The 17,214-nt window shown below is 62.3% G+C and carries 16 protein-coding genes; 8 read left to right on the top strand and 8 right to left on the bottom strand.

All coding sequences use genetic code 11. The features are described 5' to 3' along the window. Window positions 1-142 precede the first annotated feature (142 nt). Complete coding sequence (locus VCJ09_RS10355; protein ID WP_324734242.1) at window positions 143-787, top strand: TetR/AcrR family transcriptional regulator; 645 nt, start codon at window positions 143-145, stop codon at window positions 785-787. A 170-nt stretch (window positions 788-957) separates the two neighbouring features. Here the strand turns inward: VCJ09_RS10355 and VCJ09_RS10350 are convergent, their stop codons facing one another. After that, a complete protein-coding gene (locus tag VCJ09_RS10350; protein ID WP_324734241.1) occupies window positions 958-1,398 on the bottom strand; it encodes a GlcG/HbpS family heme-binding protein in 441 nt (146 codons plus the stop codon). 160 nt (window positions 1,399-1,558) lie between these two features. Then, window positions 1,559-2,464: a LysR family transcriptional regulator gene (locus VCJ09_RS10345; protein ID WP_079201732.1), complete on the bottom strand. Its 906-nt coding sequence runs from the start codon at window positions 2,462-2,464 to the stop codon at window positions 1,559-1,561. A 115-nt stretch (window positions 2,465-2,579) separates the two neighbouring features. Here VCJ09_RS10345 and gcl point away from each other — a divergent pair, with 115 nt between their 5' ends. From gcl to VCJ09_RS10310, 7 genes are all read left to right on the top strand, one after another. After that, a complete protein-coding gene (gene gcl, locus VCJ09_RS10340) occupies window positions 2,580-4,355 on the top strand; it encodes a glyoxylate carboligase (protein ID WP_324734240.1) in 1,776 nt (591 codons plus the stop codon). 112 nt (window positions 4,356-4,467) lie between these two features. Continuing rightward, window positions 4,468-5,250: a hydroxypyruvate isomerase gene (hyi, locus tag VCJ09_RS10335; RefSeq protein ID WP_324734239.1), complete on the top strand. Its 783-nt coding sequence runs from the start codon at window positions 4,468-4,470 to the stop codon at window positions 5,248-5,250. A 13-nt stretch (window positions 5,251-5,263) separates the two neighbouring features. Further along, a complete protein-coding gene (locus VCJ09_RS10330; protein WP_324734238.1) occupies window positions 5,264-6,154 on the top strand; it encodes a 2-hydroxy-3-oxopropionate reductase in 891 nt (296 codons plus the stop codon). A 293-nt stretch (window positions 6,155-6,447) separates the two neighbouring features. Continuing rightward, window positions 6,448-7,722, top strand: a complete 1,275-nt coding sequence (locus tag VCJ09_RS10325) for a glycerate kinase type-2 family protein (protein WP_324734237.1) — start codon at window positions 6,448-6,450, stop codon at window positions 7,720-7,722. After that, on the top strand, window positions 7,719-9,134 hold the full coding sequence (gene pyk, locus VCJ09_RS10320) for a pyruvate kinase (protein ID WP_324734236.1): 1,416 nt from the start codon (window positions 7,719-7,721) through the stop codon (window positions 9,132-9,134). Before VCJ09_RS10325 ends, pyk begins: the two co-directional genes overlap by 4 nt. Before the next feature lie 281 nt (window positions 9,135-9,415). Further along, window positions 9,416-10,336 carry an urea transporter gene (locus VCJ09_RS10315; RefSeq protein ID WP_324734235.1) on the top strand — a complete coding sequence of 307 codons (921 nt, stop codon included), beginning with the start codon at window positions 9,416-9,418 and terminating at the stop codon, window positions 10,334-10,336. Window positions 10,337-10,599: 263 nt separating this feature from the next. After that, window positions 10,600-11,436 (top strand): ion transporter, encoded by an 837-nt coding sequence (locus VCJ09_RS10310; RefSeq protein ID WP_324734233.1) that lies wholly within the window; start codon window positions 10,600-10,602, stop codon window positions 11,434-11,436. A 116-nt stretch (window positions 11,437-11,552) separates the two neighbouring features. On the opposite strand, the gene VCJ09_RS10305 is transcribed toward VCJ09_RS10310, so the two are convergent. The 6 genes from VCJ09_RS10305 to VCJ09_RS10280 form a co-directional block, all read right to left on the bottom strand. Continuing rightward, a complete protein-coding gene (locus tag VCJ09_RS10305) occupies window positions 11,553-12,533 on the bottom strand; it encodes a GlxA family transcriptional regulator (RefSeq protein WP_324734232.1) in 981 nt (326 codons plus the stop codon). Window positions 12,534-12,575: 42 nt separating this feature from the next. Then, entirely contained in the window at window positions 12,576-13,340 is a 765-nt protein-coding gene (locus VCJ09_RS10300; RefSeq protein WP_079201723.1) for an ABC transporter ATP-binding protein, read from the bottom strand. 18 nt (window positions 13,341-13,358) lie between these two features. After that, a complete protein-coding gene (locus tag VCJ09_RS10295; protein ID WP_324734231.1) occupies window positions 13,359-14,471 on the bottom strand; it encodes a succinylglutamate desuccinylase/aspartoacylase family protein in 1,113 nt (370 codons plus the stop codon). A 10-nt stretch (window positions 14,472-14,481) separates the two neighbouring features. Next, complete coding sequence (locus VCJ09_RS10290) at window positions 14,482-15,180, bottom strand: ABC transporter permease (RefSeq protein ID WP_324734230.1); 699 nt, start codon at window positions 15,178-15,180, stop codon at window positions 14,482-14,484. A 16-nt stretch (window positions 15,181-15,196) separates the two neighbouring features. Further along, a complete protein-coding gene (locus VCJ09_RS10285) occupies window positions 15,197-15,886 on the bottom strand; it encodes an ABC transporter permease (protein WP_324734229.1) in 690 nt (229 codons plus the stop codon). Between the two features lie 116 nt (window positions 15,887-16,002). Then, window positions 16,003-16,782 carry an ABC transporter substrate-binding protein gene (locus VCJ09_RS10280; protein ID WP_324734227.1) on the bottom strand — a complete coding sequence of 260 codons (780 nt, stop codon included), beginning with the start codon at window positions 16,780-16,782 and terminating at the stop codon, window positions 16,003-16,005. Window positions 16,783-17,214: the final 432 nt, after the last annotated feature.

Here is a 17,214-nt window from a genome sequence, read left to right as displayed (position 1 = left end):
TCAGCAAGCAAATAGAAACAGAAATGCATTTTTTTGTACACAACAATCTGACCGCAGGGTCAGCTTGAGCCACGTACAACGCCGGTGCTACCATGCCCGACCGCCGCCCAGCGCCGGGCGGCACATGGAAGCACAGGGGCTTATGACCAGTATTCGCGAGCGCAACAGAGAGCTGATTTTGCGCGCAGCCAGTGAAGAGTTCGCCGACCAGGGTTTTGCCGCCAGCAAGACCAGCGATATCGCCGCCAAGGCCGGTGTGCCCAAGCCCAACGTCTATTACTACTTCAAGTCGAAAGAGAACCTCTACCGCGAGGTGCTGGAAAGCATTATCGAACCGCTGCTGGAGGCTTCGGCGCCATTCAATCAGCCCGGTAACCCGGCTGAAGTGCTGACGGCCTATATCCGCTCGAAGATCCGCATCTCCCGCGAGCTGCCCTCCGCCTCCAAGGTATTCGCCAGCGAGATCATGCATGGCGCGCCGCATCTGTCTGCCGAACAGGCCGAACAGCTCAACGCCCAGGCCCAGCACAACATCTCCTGCATCCAGCGCTGGATCGACCAGGGCCTGATGGCCAAGGTCGACCCACATCACCTGATGTTCAGCATCTGGGCCGCGACCCAGACCTACGCCGACTTCGACTGGCAGATCGCTACTGTTACCGGCAAAGCCAGCTTGGACGACGCCGACTACGAAGCCGCCGCGCAGACCATCATCCGCCTGGTGATCAAGGGCTGCGAGATCGACGAAAACCAACCCAGCGCCTCCGAGCAGGTCACCCGCGCCTGAGCCTGGTTGCGCGCCCTACCCTTGGCTAAGGGCGACCATAAAAAACGGTGAATGTCTGCACAGCATTCACCGTTTTTTATGGTCGCCCGCACTGCCCGCGGGCGCAGTGGGAGACGCTTTAGCGGCGAACTGTTAGAACTCTCGTCGCGGCTAAAGCCCCTCCCTCTGGATCAGGCCGCGCCCCCGGCATCGGCGGTCAGCCCCACCGACTCCACCGCGCCAATCGCGCACTGCTCGTCGATGTCCGAGGTATCGCCGGTGATACCGATGGCGCCGATCACTTCGCCCTGCTCGTCACGGATCAATACACCACCCGGCGCCGGCACCAGCTTGCCGTCGGCCAGGTTATTCAGCGCACCGATAAAGGCCGGCCGCTGCTGCGCGTCTGCCGCGATGGCACGCGAACCCTTGCCCAGCGCCACCGCGCCCCAAGCCTTGCCGATGGCTATCTGCGGGCGCAGCAGGCTCGCGCCATCCTCACGCTGCAGGCTGATCAGGTGGCCGCCGGCATCCAGCACGGCAACAGTCAACGGTGCCGCGGACAGCTCCCGGCCAAGCGCCAAAGCTTGGTTGCTGATGGTGGTCGCGGTGTGCAGGTTCATAGCGCTCATATCTAGAGCCCTCCTCGGAAAATGGATGGGAACAGGGCCTGCACGCTCGACGTCATCGCCCGGAGCGACAGGCGGGACAAGCCCAACGCACAAATCGTACACAATCAACAATATTTTTAGTACATATAAAAATATTATTTGTATACAATTCAGCCATCATTCATCCTTCCCAATACCCCGGGCTGCTGTAGATCGTTTTCAGGTAGTCGATGAAAAAACGCACCTTGGCGGGCAAATAACGCTGCTGCGGATAGACCGCCTGAATGTCGTAGGCCGGCACGGCGAACTCGTCGAGCACCGTAACCAACTGCCCGCGCTTGAGTTCAGCCTGGATCTCCCAGGTCGAGCGCCAGCCGATGCCCAGGCCCTGTTTGACCCAGTCGTAGAGGAGTTCGCCGTCATTGCAATCGAGATTGCCGGAAACCTTGACCGCCACCTGTTTGCCATCGCGCAGGAAGGTCCAGCCGCGCTGCTGGCCACCCTGCAGGTTGAACGCCAGGCAGTTGTGCTCGGCCAGGTCCTCGAGGGCCTGGGGTGCGGGATGGCGCTGAAAATAGCCCGGCGAACCGCAGACCACCCGACGATTGGGGAACAGCTTGACCGCCACGTAGTTGGGGTCGGTCACCTCGCCGATGCGGATGCCCATGTCGTAGCCCTGACGCACCAGGTCGACCACGCTATCGGTCAGGTTGAACGACAGGTTCAGCTCCGGATAACGCGCCTGGAACGCCGGCGCATGCGGCGCGATATGCCGACGGCCGAACGCTGCAGGCGCCGACACCACCAGGTGCCCGCTCACCGAATGGCTGCCGTGGGTGATGCTGGCGTCGGCCTCGGCGAAATCGCGCAGCAAACCGCGGGCCCGCTCCAGGTATTGCTCGCCCAGATCGGTCAGCGACAGGCCACGGGTCGAGCGATGCATCAGCTTGACCCCCAGGTGCCGTTCGAGCATGTCGAGTCGCCGGCCCATCACCACCGGGGTCACCCCTTCAACCAGGGAGGCAGCGGCGAAGCTGCCCTGATCGGCCACCAGAACAAAACTGTGCAAAGCCGTATAACGGTCCATTCGATACTCCTGATACCGACAGAAATGCAGATTCCTGCAATTTACTCCATTACACCCTACCTTCATGCTCTAGGCATGTAGAAATAATATCGACTAAAGCCTGGAGGAATTTTTCATGGCGCGTATGAGAGCAATCGAAGCTGCAGTACTGGTGATGCGCCGCGAGGGCGTTGACACGGCGTTCGGGATTCCCGGCGCGGCGATCAACCCGCTGTACGCGGCCCTGCAAAAAATCGGCGGCATCGACCACGTCCTGGCGCGCCACGTCGAAGGCGCCTCGCACATGGCCGAGGGTTACACCCGCACCAATGCAGGCAACATCGGCGTGTGCATCGGCACCTCGGGCCCGGCCGGCACCGACATGGTCACCGGCCTGTACTCGGCCAGTGCCGACTCCATCCCGATCCTGTGCATCACCGGCCAGGCGCCGCGTGCACGCATGCACAAGGAAGACTTCCAGGCGGTCGACATCACCAGCATCGTCAAGCCGGTGACCAAGTGGGCGACCACCGTAATGGAGCCGGGTCAGGTGCCGCGCGCCTTCCAGAAAGCCTTCTTCGAAATGCGCAGCGGCCGTCCAGGCCCCGTGCTGATCGACCTGCCGTTCGACGTGCAGATGGCTGAAATCGAATTCGACATCGACGCCTACGAACCACTGCCACTGGCCAAGCCTGCGGCCAACCGGGTGCAGGCCGAGAAGGCCCTGGCCATGCTGAATGACGCCGAGCGTCCATTGCTGGTCGCCGGTGGCGGTATCTTCAACGCCGACGCGGCCGACAAGCTGGTCGAGTTCGCCGAACTGACTGGCGTGCCGGTTATCCCGACCCTGATGGGCTGGGGCGCGATTCCGGACGACCACAAGCTGATGGTCGGCATGGTCGGCCTGCAGACCTCGCACCGTTACGGCAACGCCACCCTGCTGGCTTCCGACCTGGTATTCGGTATCGGTAACCGCTGGGCCAACCGCCACACCGGTAGCGTTGAGGTGTACACCGAAGGCCGTAAGTTCATCCACGTCGACATCGAACCGACCCAGATCGGCCGGGTATTCAACCCGGACCTGGGCATCGTTTCCGACGCTGGCGCCGCGCTGGATGTTTTCCTTGAGGTGGCCCGCGAGTGGCAAGCCGCTGGCAAGCTGAAAAACCGCAGCGCCTGGGTGGAATCCTGCCAGGAGCGCAAGCGCACCCTGCAGCGCAAGACCCACTTCGAAAACGTGCCGGTCAAGCCGCAGCGTGTTTACGAAGAGATGAACGAGTTCTTCGGCAAGGACACCTGCTACGTCACCACCATCGGCCTGTCGCAGATCGCTGGCGCGCAGTTCCTCCACGTCTACAAGCCGCGTCACTGGATCAACTGTGGTCAAGCTGGTCCGTTGGGCTGGACCATCCCGGCAGCACTGGGTGTGGTCAAGGCCGACCCGACCCGCAACGTAGTGGCGCTGTCCGGCGACTACGACTTCCAGTTCATGATCGAAGAACTGGCTGTGGGCGCGCAGTTCAACCTGCCGTACATCCACGTGGTAGTGAACAACTCCTACCTGGGTCTGATCCGTCAGGCGCAGCGCGGCTTCGAGATGGACTACTGCGTGCAGCTGGCCTTCGAGAACATCAACGCGCCGGAAATCAACGGCTATGGCGTCGACCACGTTGCCGTGGCTGAAGGCTTGGGTTGTAAGGCTATCCGCGTATTCGAACCGAACGACATCCAGGGTGCACTGGCCAAGGCCAAGGCGCTGATGGAAGAGTTCCGCGTACCGGTGGTCGTTGAAGTGATCCTGGAGCGGGTGACCAACATCTCCATGGGTGTCGAAATCAACGCCATCAACGAGTTCGAAGAGCTGGCCGAACGCGGTGCCGACGCGCCGAGCGCGATTTCGTTGTTGGATTGATGCAACCGTACGGTGGATGTCACGAAGCACATCCACCGTTTCAAGATGGAAAACGCTATGCGTTTTCCACGGGGTGGCCATCCACCCTACGCACCGAATGAAGGAGCCAACCATGCCCCGTTTTGCTGCCAACCTGTCCATGCTGTTCACCGAAGTGGACTTTCTGGACCGTTTCGACGCTGCCGCAGCTGCCGGCTTCAGCGGTGTCGAGTACCTGTTTCCCTACGATTTCCCGGCCGAGGCGATCAAGGCCCGTCTGGATGCCAATGGCCTGACCCAGGTGCTGTTCAACCTGCCGGCCGGCGACTGGGCCAAGGGCGAGCGTGGTATCGCCTGCCACCCGGATCGGGTCGAGGAATTCCGTACCGGCGTCGACCAGGCCATCGCCTACGCCCAGGTGCTGGGCAACAGCCAGATCAACTGCCTGGCCGGCATCCGCCCGCAGGGTCTGGATTGCGCCACCGTCGAGCAGTGCTTCGTCGACAACCTCAAGTTTGCAGCGGAAAAACTCCAGGCTGCCGGCATCAAGCTGGTTATGGAGATGATCAACACCCGCGACATTCCGGGTTTCTACCTGAACACCACCAAGCAGGCGCTGGCCATTCGCGAGAAGGTCGCCAGCAGCAACCTCTACCTGCAATACGACATCTACCACATGCAAATCATGGAAGGTGACCTGGCGCGTACCGTCGAGGCCAACCTGGCTGTGATCAACCATGTGCAGTTGGCCGACAACCCGGGCCGCAACGAGCCGGGCACTGGCGAGATCAACTACCGCTTCCTCTTCGAGCACCTGGACCGCATCGGCTACCAGGGCTGGATCGGCTGTGAATACAAGCCAGCCACCACCACCGCTGCCGGCCTTGGCTGGATGAAAGCGCACAACGCAATCTGAGGAGAGATTACTCATGGCTAAAATCGGATTTATCGGCACCGGCATCATGGGCAAGCCCATGGCTGAAAACCTGCAGAAAGCAGGGCACCAACTGTTCCTCTCGACTCACCACGACCCAGCACCTGCTGACTTGATAGCGGCAGGCGCAATCGCGCTGGCCAACCCGAAAGAAGTCGCTCAGGAAGCCGAGTTCATCATCGTCATGGTGCCGGACACCCCACACGTTGAAGACGTGCTGTTCCGCAGTGCAGGCATCGCCGAAGGCGTCGGCCCGAACAAGGTCGTGATCGACATGAGCTCGATCTCGCCGAGCGCGACCAAAATCTTCGCTGACAAGATCAAAGCCACTGGCGCTGCCTACCTCGACGCACCGGTTTCCGGCGGTGAAGTCGGCGCTAAAGCGGCCACGCTGAGCATCATGATCGGCGGTTGTGAAAAAGCCTTCGAACGCGCCCTGCCACTGTTCCAGGCGATGGGTAAGAACATCACCCGCGTAGGCGGCAATGGCGACGGCCAGACCGCCAAGGTGGCCAACCAGATCATCGTCGCCTTGAACATCCAGGCCGTTGCCGAGGCCCTGCTGTTCGCCGCCAAGAACGGCGCCGACCCGGCCAAGGTGCGTGAAGCGCTGATGGGCGGCTTCGCCGGCTCGAAGATTCTCGAAGTGCACGGCGAGCGTATGATCAAGGGCACCTTCGACCCGGGCTTCCGCATCAGCCTGCACCAGAAGGATCTCAACCTGGCCCTGGCCGGTGCCCGCGAGCTGGGCCTCAACCTGCCCAACACCGCCAATGCCCAGCAGGTGTTCAGCACCTGCGCCGCCATCGGCGGCAGCAATTGGGATCACTCGGCGCTGATCAAGGGGCTGGAGCACATGGCCAACTTTTCGATCCGCAAGGAGTAAGGTTTTACGTCAGGCGATCTACCCGTAGGTTGGGTTGAGCCTGCGATACCCAACAATCGGTTCGTAGAGCCGGCCAACGAATTGTTGTGCAGGAGCGCTTCGCGCACCATGTTGGGTATCGCTTCGCTCAACACCAACCTACCAATGGAATTACCTGGCAACCCTTTCGATCTGCCCGGCAGGCGGTGTCACGGCCTGACTGCCGGGTGGGTCGATTCTAGTGCGCAGCGCCTGCCGGGCGGACGCTGCGCACTAGAATCACCGTTGATCCAGCGATCACAAGAGAATCCGTCATGCCTATCGATCCGCAAAGCCTGCTGCGCGAGCTGTTCGCCAGCGCCATCGACGCCGCCCACCCGCGCCAGGTTCTGGCCGATTACCTGCCCGATGATCGCAGTGGCCGGGTCATCGTCATCGGTGCCGGCAAGGCCGCCGCGGCCATGGCCGAGGTGATCGAGCGCGAATGGCAGGGTGAAGTCTCCGGCCTGGTGGTGACCCGCTACGAGCACGGCGCCAACTGCAGCCGAATCGAGGTGGTGGAAGCCGCTCACCCGGTGCCGGACGACGCCGGCGAACGGGTCGCCCGCCGCGTGCTAGAACTGGTCAGCAACCTGACGGAAAGTGATCGGGTGATCTTCCTGCTCTCCGGCGGCGGTTCTTCCCTGCTCGCCCTGCCTGCCGCTGGCATCACCCTCAAGGACAAGCAGGCGATCAACAAGGCGCTGCTCAAGTCCGGCGCCTCGATCGGCGAGATGAACTGCGTGCGCAAACACCTCTCGGCGATCAAGGGCGGGCGCCTGGCCAAGGCCTGCTGGCCGGCCAGCGTGTACACCTATGCGATTTCCGACGTACCGGGCGATGAGGCCACGGTGATCGCCTCCGGCCCGACCGTGGCCGACCCCACCACCTCGGCCCAGGCCCTGGCGATCCTCGCCCGCTACGCCATCGAGATCCCGGCCAGCGTGCGCGCCTGGCTGCAGAGTCCGGCATCGGAGACGGTCAAACCGGGCGACCCGTGCCTCGCGCGCAGCCACTTCCAGCTGATCGCCACGCCGCAGCAATCGCTCGACGCCGCTGCCGCCAGGGCCGAGGCCGCCGGTTTTGCCACGTTGATCCTCGGCGACCTGGAAGGCGAATCGCGCGAGGTGGCCAAGGTGCATGCCGGCATCGCCAAGCAGGTGTTGCTGCACGGCCAGCCGATCCAGGCGCCCTGCGTGATCCTCTCCGGCGGCGAGACCACCGTGACGGTGCGTGGCAACGGCCGCGGTGGACGCAACGCCGAGTTCCTCCTGAGCCTGACCGACAGCCTCAAGGGCCTGCCCGGAGTCTACGCCCTGGCTGGCGACACCGACGGCATCGACGGCTCGGAAGACAACGCCGGCGCCATCATGACCCCCGAGAGCTACGCCCGCGCCGCGGCGCTGGGCTTGAGCAGCAGCGACGAGCTGGACAACAACAACGGCTATGGCTACTTCGCCGCCCTCGACGCGCTGATCGTCACCGGGCCGACCCGCACCAACGTCAACGATTTCCGCGCCATTCTGATTCTCGAGAGCAAGCAAAAATGACCCCGAATAAAAAAGTAAAAATTCTCGCCACGCTCGGCCCTGCGATCAAAACCATCGATGACATTCGCCAGTTGGTGGAAGCCGGGGTCAACCTGTTCCGTCTTAACTTCAGCCACGGCGAACACGCCGACCACGCCCAACGCTACGACTGGGTGCGTGAAGTGGAACAGCAGCTGAACACCCCGATCGGCATCCTCATGGACCTGCAAGGACCGAAGCTGCGCGTCGGCCGCTTCAAAGAGGGCAAGGTCAACCTGCAACGCGGGCAGACCTTGCGCCTGGACCTGGACAGCACCCCGGGCGACGCCCAGCGGGTCAACCTGCCGCACCCGGAAATCATCGAGGCCCTGCAACCGGGCATGAACCTGCTGCTCGACGACGGGCGCCTGCGCCTGCAAGTAACCAGCAAGCAAAGCGACGCGGTGATCACCGAAGTCATCGCCGGCGGCGAGCTGTCCGACCGCAAGGGCGTCAATGTGCCGGAAGCGGTGCTGCAACTGAGCCCGCTGACCGACAAAGACCGCCGCGACCTGGCCTTCGGCCTGCAGTTAGGTGTCGACTGGGTAGCCCTCTCCTTCGTCCAGCGCCCGGAAGACATCATCGAAGCGCGCGAACTGATTGGCGACAAAGCCTTCCTGATGGCCAAGATCGAGAAACCCTCGGCCGTCATCCACCTGGAAGAAATCGCTCGTCTGTGCGATGCGATCATGGTCGCCCGTGGCGACCTGGGCGTGGAAGTACCGGCGGAAAACGTGCCGCGCATCCAGAAGGACATCATCCGCACCTGCCGCCAGCTCGGCAAACCGGTGGTGGTGGCCACCCAGATGCTCGAATCCATGCGTTTCTCGCCGGCACCGACCCGTGCCGAAGTCACCGACGTGGCCAATGCCGTGGCCGAAGGCGCCGATGCGGTGATGCTCTCGGCGGAAACCGCCTCGGGCGACTACCCGCTGGAAGCCGTGCAGATGATGAGCAAGATCATCCGTCAGGTGGAAAACGGCCCAGACTTCCAGGCCCAGCTCGACGTCGGCCGGCCGCAGGCCGAAGCCACCACCTCCGATGCAATCAGCTGCGCGATCCGTAGGATCAGTACGATTCTGCCGGTGGCCGCGCTGGTCAATTACACCGAATCCGGTGCCTCTAGCCTGCGTGCCTCGCGCGAACGCCCGACCGCGGCGATCCTCAGCCTGACGCCAAGCCTGAATACCGCACGGCGCCTGACGGTGGCCTGGGGCATCTATTCGGTGGTCAACGAACGCCTGCACAAGGTCGAGGAAGTCACCAGCACCGCCCTGGAAATCGCCCAGGCGCAAGGCATGGCCCAGCGCGGCGACACCCTGGTAATCACCGCCGGCGAACCCTTCGGCCAGCCCGGCAGCACCAATAGCCTGAGGATCGAAACCCTGCATTGAGCCATCGCCGTATAGCACCCGGCAGGAGCATGGGTTTGCGTAGGGAGGGTTAGCGGCGCGCAACAGCGCCTCCCGAGTCGACGACGACAGCGGAGCGCCGCGTAACCCACCGGCAGACGGATCGCCTTGGTGGGTTACGGCGCCGCGCAATCGCCGTCAACACTCGGCAATGTGCCGCGCGCCTACCCCCCCTACGTCATAACGACATACATCCCACGCTGGCCTGGCCAGCGATTCCAGGCGCCTTGATCGGCGCCGCTTTTTATTCAGGCCGACCGAGCATGCATCAGCTGTCTCTGCCTCCTCACGCGCGACGGGGCTTGCGTGCGCTGCTCAATGGCTTCAGCCAGATCTTCCTGCTCAGCCACGCCGGCTGCGGCCTGCTGGTGGTGCTGGCGATCCTGCTCGGTGCGCCGCACCTGCTCGGCGGCGCCTTGCTCGGCGGCGGCTGCAGCATGCTCACGGCGCAGCGCCGCGGTTACCCGCAGGCCGACATCGCCGCCGGGTTATACGGCTACAACGGCATCCTCCTGGGGATGTTGATCAGCGCGCAGTTCAGCTGGTCGCCACTGTTGCCGCTGCTGATCATCCTCGGCGCAGGCCTGTCCAGCCTGATTCTCGCACCCTGGATGCGCTGCATGCGCGAACGTCAGTGGCTGCCGGCCTTCACCTTGCCCTTCGTCGTCCTGAGCTGGCTGCTGTTGTGGCTGGCGCAGCCACTACAGCTGCAGTTGCACAGCGACCCTGTCACGGCGGCGCATAGCCTGGATTGGCTCGCCAGCCTGCAGGCACTGCTGCGCGGCCTGGGCCAGGTGATCTTCCTCGACCAGCCGCTAGCCGGGCTGTGCCTGTGGCTCGGCCTGCTGCTGGCCGACCGCCGCGCCGCCCTCTGGGCCCTGCTCGGCTCCGCCGCGGGCTTGAGCCTGGCGCTGTATCAGGGCTGGGAGCAGCACAGCGCCCTCGCCGGCCTCTATGGTTACAACGCGGCGTTGGCGGCCATCGCCTTGAGCCAGGTGCATCGCCAGCCGTGGGCGCCGTTGCTGGGAATCTGCCTCGCCCTGCTCCTGCAGCCGGGCTTCGCCGCCCTTGGCCTGCCGCCACTGACCATGCCCTTCATCCTCGCCTGCTGGCTGATCCAGGCCAGCCGGCGAGTGCTGCGCCCGGCCGCCACCGTCGACTGCACGCCAGCGCGCCCCGACTGAGAGGCAGTGAAAAAACTCCCGCCTGCTGCGGCCGCCTCGAAACGCCCGCCGCGGTGTTGCGCTACGTGAAAAGCAGGGTCATTTAGCTCACTTAACCCCCCAGCTTTTCACGCAGCGCGCCTTGCCGCGCACGCCTGCAGTTGCTCTCGCGACGGCGCTCGCTATTTTCACAACCTCTGAGAGCTTGCTTTGCAGCGGTAGAACTCCCTAGGCTGCGTGCATAGTCGTTGCCAGCCGAGTCGCAAGGGAAAACACAATCCACCATGAGTAGCTCAGACAACTGGCGCCAGCGCCTGTACATCATCATCTTCCACACCGACACCCCCGCCGGGCAGCGCTTCGACAACTGGCTGCTGCTGACCATCCTGGCCAGCCTGGTAGTGGTTATGTTCGACAGCGTGAGTAGCGATCACGATCAATATGGCGCCTGGCTGAAAACCTTGGAATGGGGCTTTACCGTCTTGTTCGCCATCGAGTACGTCGTGCGCCTGTACTGCTCGCCCAAGCCGCTGCGCTATGCCTTCAGCTTTTTCGGGCTAATCGACCTGCTGGCGATTCTGCCGGCGATTCTCGCCCTGCTGTTCGCCGACGCCCAGTACCTGCTGATCATCCGGGTGATCCGCATGCTGCGGGTGTTCCGCGTACTCAAGCTGAGTCCCTACCTGCGCCAGGCCAATTTTCTACTCACCGCGCTACGCGGTAGCCGGCAGAAGATCATCGTGTTCTTCGCCACCATCGCCACCTTGGTAACCGTGTTCGGCACCCTGATGTACGTGGTCGAAGGACCGGCAAATGGCTTCACCAGCATCCCCAAAGGCATCTACTGGGCGGTGGCCACTCTGACCACCGTGGGCTTCGGCGACATAGTCCCGCATACGTCGCTGGGCCAGGCGCTGGCAACCCTGATCATGATCATCGGTTACTCAATCATCGCCGTACCCACCGGCATATTCACCGCCGAACTGGCCAACGCCATGCGCGGCGGCGGCCAGCGCGAACACAACTGCCCCAGCTGTGCGAAGGATTTTCACGAGCAGGGCGCGGCGTTCTGCAGCCGCTGCGGCAATCCGTTGTTTCCACGTCAAACCGATCAAGACTGAGGCGCGATACCGCCGTCACAAACGCGATAGAACCCCCTGCGCAACGCTAGGGGGCTGTGGCCCAAGCAGAAAAAACCCCGCAGTTGCATGCGGGTTTTCTTTTCAGGACGAAGGGCTCAGCCGCGCTCGACCGGCGCCGAGGTCAGTTCGAAGGGGCTGTTGCTGCGCCGCAGGTTGCGGTCTTCACGCGGGGTGGCACCGAAGAAGTTGCGGTAGGCACTGGAGAAATGTGGACCGGAGGAGAAGCCGCAGGACAGGCCAATCTGGATGATCGACTTGCTGGTCTGCATCAGTAACTGACGCGCCTTGTTCAGGCGCAGTTCCAGGTAGTACTGGCTGGGCACCCGGTTCAGGTACTGCTTGAAAATGCGTTCCAGCTGGCGGCGCGAGACGCAGACATGCTGGGCGATTTCGTCGGTGGTCAGCGGTTCTTCGATGTTCGCCTCCATCAGCAGCACCGCCTGGGTCAGCTTGGGATGGCTGGAACCCAAACGGTTCTGCAGCGGAATGCGCTGACGCTCGCTGCCCTCGCGAATCCGCTCGACCACCAGCTCTTCAGATACCGCGCCAGCCAGCTCGGCACCGTGATCGCGGGCCAGCAAAGCCAGCAGCAGATCGAGCACCGCCAGACCGCCGCAGGCGCTGAGGCGATCACGGTCCCAGTCGAACAGATGGCTGGTGGCGATGACTTTAGGGAAACGTTCGCTGAAATCGTCCTGCCAGCGCCAGTGCACCGAGGCGCGGTAACCATCGAGCAGGCCCAGTTGCGCCAGTGGATAGACCCCGGCGGATATCCCGCCGATCACGCAACCGCCACGCACCAGTTGCTTGAGCGCGCTGGACAAGGCCAGGGGCATGGGCCCGGGCGGCTCGTCGGCGAGCAGGAAGAGCTTTTGCAAACCGTCCAGCTTGCCCACCCAGGGTTCTCCTGGGAGACGCCAGGCACCTTCGGCCGGGGTTTCGGCCTGAATGAACGTCAGTTCGTAGACCACGTCCGGGTGGACACGCTGGGCAACGCGCAAGGCCTCCTCGGCCAAAGCCAAGGTCAGGGGTTTGCAGTTGGGCCAAAGCAGGAAACCGATTCGATGGGCAGTCATGGGGGGCAGTTTAGGCTCTCTTGGCGGACAAGGGCATGCCGCTCACTTAAGGCTACCAGAGAGGAACTGCTGAAGGCGTTCCGATTGTGGATTGACCAATACTTCGCGCGGATCGCCACGCTCCTCGACCACACCCTTATGCAGGAATACCAACTGGTTGGACACCTCGCGAGCGAAGCCCATTTCGTGAGTCACCACCACCATGGTGCGGCCTTCCTGAGCCAGATCCTGCATGACCTTGAGTACCTCGCCGACCAGTTCGGGGTCGAGCGCCGAGGTCGGCTCGTCGAACAGCATTACTTCCGGCTCCATGGCCAGGGCACGGGCAATCGCCACGCGCTGCTGCTCGCCACCGGACATGTGCGCCGGGTAGGCATCCTTGCGATGGGCCACGCCGACCTTGTTCAGGTAGTGCTCGGCCTTTTCCAGGGCTTCCTTCTTGCTCATGCCGAGCACATGCACCGGCGCTTCCATGACGTTTTCCAGGGCGCTCATGTGCGACCACAGGTTGAAGTGCTGGAACACCATGGCCAGCCGCGAGCGCATACGCTGCAACTGCTTGGGATCGGCGGCTTTGAGCGCGCCTTCCTTGTTGGCCACCAGCTTCAGCTCTTCGCCGTTGAGCAGGATCTTGCCGCCATGGGGTTGTTCGAGCAGGTTGATGCAGCGCAGGAAAGTACTCTTGCCCGAGCCGCTGGAGCCGATGATGCTGATCACGTCACCGGCCTTGGCCGCCAGGGACACACCCTTGAGCACTTCGTGGCTACCATAGCGCTTGTGCAGATCCTGAACTTCGAGTTTGTACATGGTTTCCACTCTCTTGAATCAGTCGCTGAGCAAGCGACCCTGGCGAATAGGGGTACAACCGGCGACCTTGGCCAACCACAAACCGGGCTGGGCAAAACGCATCCGTTCACGAACGTAAAGCACACCATCGGTCGAGGCGCAGACAGTGCTGTGGCGATCGCTCAGCGGATCGATCACCTCGAACAGCGGATCACCGGCCTTGACCCGCGCACCCACCGGCTGCAGAAAACTCACCACCCCGGCATGCGGCGCGCAGGCATATTCGGCGCCCTCGAAAGGCGTGGCCTCGCAGCAGTCCACGGGCGCTGGCGGCCAATCGCCGGCGATCAAGCCCTGCTCGGCGAGAAACGCCAGAATACTCTCGGCACTGGCTGCGGCCTGCTCCTTGCCGGTATCGGCCATGCCACCCAACTCGACCGTGGCCGCCAGGCAAGCCAGCGGAATGGTCGCCGCGGGGAACTGCCGGGCCAGGCGCAACCAGGGCAGCGAGCAGGATTCGTCGAAGGAACTGCCGCCGCCATCCTCGGTCACCAGCACCGCCCCGGCCTGCAGGCGGGCGGCCAACGGGCGCAATTGCGCCCATTGCTGCGGCAGCGTGTACAGATGCACCACCGCCTCGAAGTCGCAGTGCAGATCCAGCACCACATCGGCATCGCAGGCGTGTTTGAGCAACAAGCGCTGCAAGGCCTGCAATTCGGAAGTTGGCGCAGGCAGGGCATCCAGGGCGGCCTGCATCGCCGCACGGATCAAGCGCACATTGGCCGGGCCATCGTCGCCCAGGAAGCCGTCGAGTGCCGGGGCTATGGCCTCGGCCAAGGCGAAGAAGTCCCGGTTGAAATTCTTACCGCTGGCAAACTCGAAACGCCCCTGCTGGGTCGCCTGAAACACCTGACCCAGGCCGATTGGATTGGCCACCGGCACCAACTCGATGACTCCGGTCAAGCGGCCCTGGGCTTCGAGTTCGCGCAAGCGCCGCTTGAGTTCCACGGCGACCCGCATGCCCGGCATCTCATCGGCATGCAGCGCGGCCTGGATATAGGCCTTGCACGGGCCGCTGCCAAAGCGCAACACGCTTAAACGCCGCTCCGTGCCGGGGCAGTTCCAGGGCAACACATGATCGATTCGTTGCATGTTCAGCTCCTCAGGCCTTGCGTGGCGCCAGATGGGCCAGCCAGCGGCGCTCGGCATGTTTGAACAGGCGCACCAGGACGAAGGTCAGGCACAGGTAGAACAGCCCGGCGGTGATGAACGCCTCGAACGGCAGGTAATGCTGCGAACTGACGGTGCGTGCCGCACCGGTGATGTCGACCAGGGTGACGATCGACGCCAGGCTGGTGGTGTGCAACATCATGATTACTTCGTTGCTGTACTGCGGCAGTGCCCGGCGCAGTGCCGACGGCAGGAGAATCCGCCGGTACAGCTTGCCCCGCGACATGCCCATGGCCTTGGCCGCTTCGATTTCGCCAGGCGGGGTCGATTTCAGACTGCCGGCGAGAATCTCCGCGCTGTAGGCACTGGTGTTAATGCCAAAGGCCAGGCAGGCACAGAAGGTCGCACTGGAAAAATACGGCCAGAGGAAACTCTCCCGCACCGCCTCGAACTGGGCCAGACCGTAGTAGATCAGAAACAACTGCACCAGCATCGGCGTGCCGCGGATCACATAGGTATAGAGCCAGGCCGGAAAGTTCAGCAGCGCTGACTTGGACACTCGCATCAACCCCAGCGGAATCGCCAGCGCCAAGCCGAACGCCAGGGAAATCAGGAGAAGCTGCAGGGTCACCAGGACGCCACCGAAGTACAGCGGCAGGTTTTCCCAGATCACGTTGTAGTCGAAGATCATGCGTTCGCTCCCATGCTCACAGATCGGCGGCTTTGGTGCCGACCGAGTAGCGCTTTTCCACATAGCGCAGCACCAGCAGGGACACGCTGGTCAGCACCAGGTAGAGGGCACCGACCGCCAGGTAAAAGGTGAACGGCTCACGCGTGGCATCGGCCGCGCTTTTCGCCTTGAACATCATGTCCTGCAACCCCACCACCGAAATCAACGCGGTGGCCTTGGTCAGCACCAGCCAGTTGTTGGTGAAGCCCGGAATGGCGAAACGGATCATCTGCGGCACCAGGATGCGGAAGAACACCTTGATCCCGCTCATGCCGTAGGCGGCACCCGCCTCGCTCTGGCCTTTGGGAATCGCCATGAAGGCGCCGCGAAAGGTCTCCGACAGGTAGGCACCGAAGATGAAGCCCATGGTGAATACACCGGCGACAAACGGATTAATATCGATGTATTCGTTGAAACCCAGTAGCGGTGCCACCCGATTCACCAGATCCTGGCCGCCATAGAAAATCAGCAGGATCAGCACCAGGTCGGGAATGCCACGAATCACGGTGGCGTAGGTTTCACCCAGAATCGCCAACCACCTGATCGGCGACAGACGGAACGCCGCACCGAGCAAGCCGAGGAAGATGGCAACCGTAATGGATGACAGAGCCAACAGCAGGGTGAGCCAGGCGCCTTCGAGAATGGTCGAGCCGTAGCCGTCAAGCATGCTCTAGTACCTCATACAGGCGCCGGGCGGCGCCGAGGAGCACAACGGAAAAGTGGCACAAGCACGCTATCGCCTGTTTGCGCCACTCTCACTGATAAGCGACTTGATTGCGGGAATCAGTCGCCGTAGACGTCAAAGTCGAAATACTTGTCCTGCACTTCCTTGTATTTGCCATTGGCACGGATACCGGCAATGGCTGCCGTGAATTTGTCGGCCAGGGCCGTGTCGCCTTTACGCACGGCAATGCCCTGCCCTTCACCGAAGTACTTCACGTCGGTAAAGTCAGGCCCAGCGAAGGCGAAGCCCTTGCCGGCGTCGGTCTTGAGGAAGCCGTCGTCGATGTTCACCGAGTCAGCGAGGGTGGCGTCAAGGCGACCGGTCTGCAGGTCGAGGAAGATCTCGTTCTGCGAGCTGTAGCGCACGATCTCGGCACCAGCCGAGGCGAACACGTCGGAGGCATAGCGGTCATAGACCGAAGAACGCTGTACACCAATCTTCTTACCCTTCAGGTCAACCAGCGGATCATTGATCTCGCTGCCAGCCTTCATCGCCAACTTGGCTGGAGTGGCGTAATACTTACCCGTGAAGTCGACCGACTTCTTGCGGTCCTCGGTGATTGACATGGACGACAGCACGGCGTCGAACTTGCGGACTTTCAGCGCTGGGATCAGGCCGTCGAACTCCTGCTCGATCCACTTGCACTCGACTTTCATCTCTTCGCACAGGGCGTTGCCGATGTCGTAGTCAAAACCGGTGATATTGCCATCGGGAGTCTTGTAGGCGAACGGTGGGTATGCCGCTTCGATACCGATGCGCAGGGGTTTGGCGTCTTCAGCCATGGCCAGCGGCGACAGCACGGATAGCGCCAGTGCGCCGAGAAGTGCAATCTTCTTCATCTTGTGACTCCTTCGAATGGGAATGGATGCGACTGGCAGTATCTCTGTGAGCGCATATGCACCCAGCCCTGGATAAATGGTAGAGAACTCGCCGTGTTTGTTGGGTAACTCGCAGCGACAAGCAGTTCCGGCTGGGTGAGCGGCATTCTAGCGACAGGTCGAAAGTCGATATTTCTTCAATGCGACAAGTAATTACAAAAGACCCGGACGGGCACTGCGGACGTATTGACAGTCTCCGGCAAACATGCGGAGACAGATAGAAAGGGCAACCAATATAAAAAGCAATTATCGCGCCCGTTTTAACAAAACCCTTTGTTTACGGACCTTACAGAGCATATTAATTTTTTCGCGCCTGGTTTTCCCGTATCAAGCCAGCACGATATGTTTCCATGCCGCCCACATAAGTGCGCGGTGTTACCGGCCTACGGCCTC

Origin of the sequence: Pseudomonas paeninsulae (assembly GCF_035621475.1) — a bacterium.
Lineage (GTDB): Bacteria > Pseudomonadota > Gammaproteobacteria > Pseudomonadales > Pseudomonadaceae > Aquipseudomonas > Aquipseudomonas paeninsulae.
This window is presented reverse-complemented; position numbering and strand designations above follow the sequence as displayed.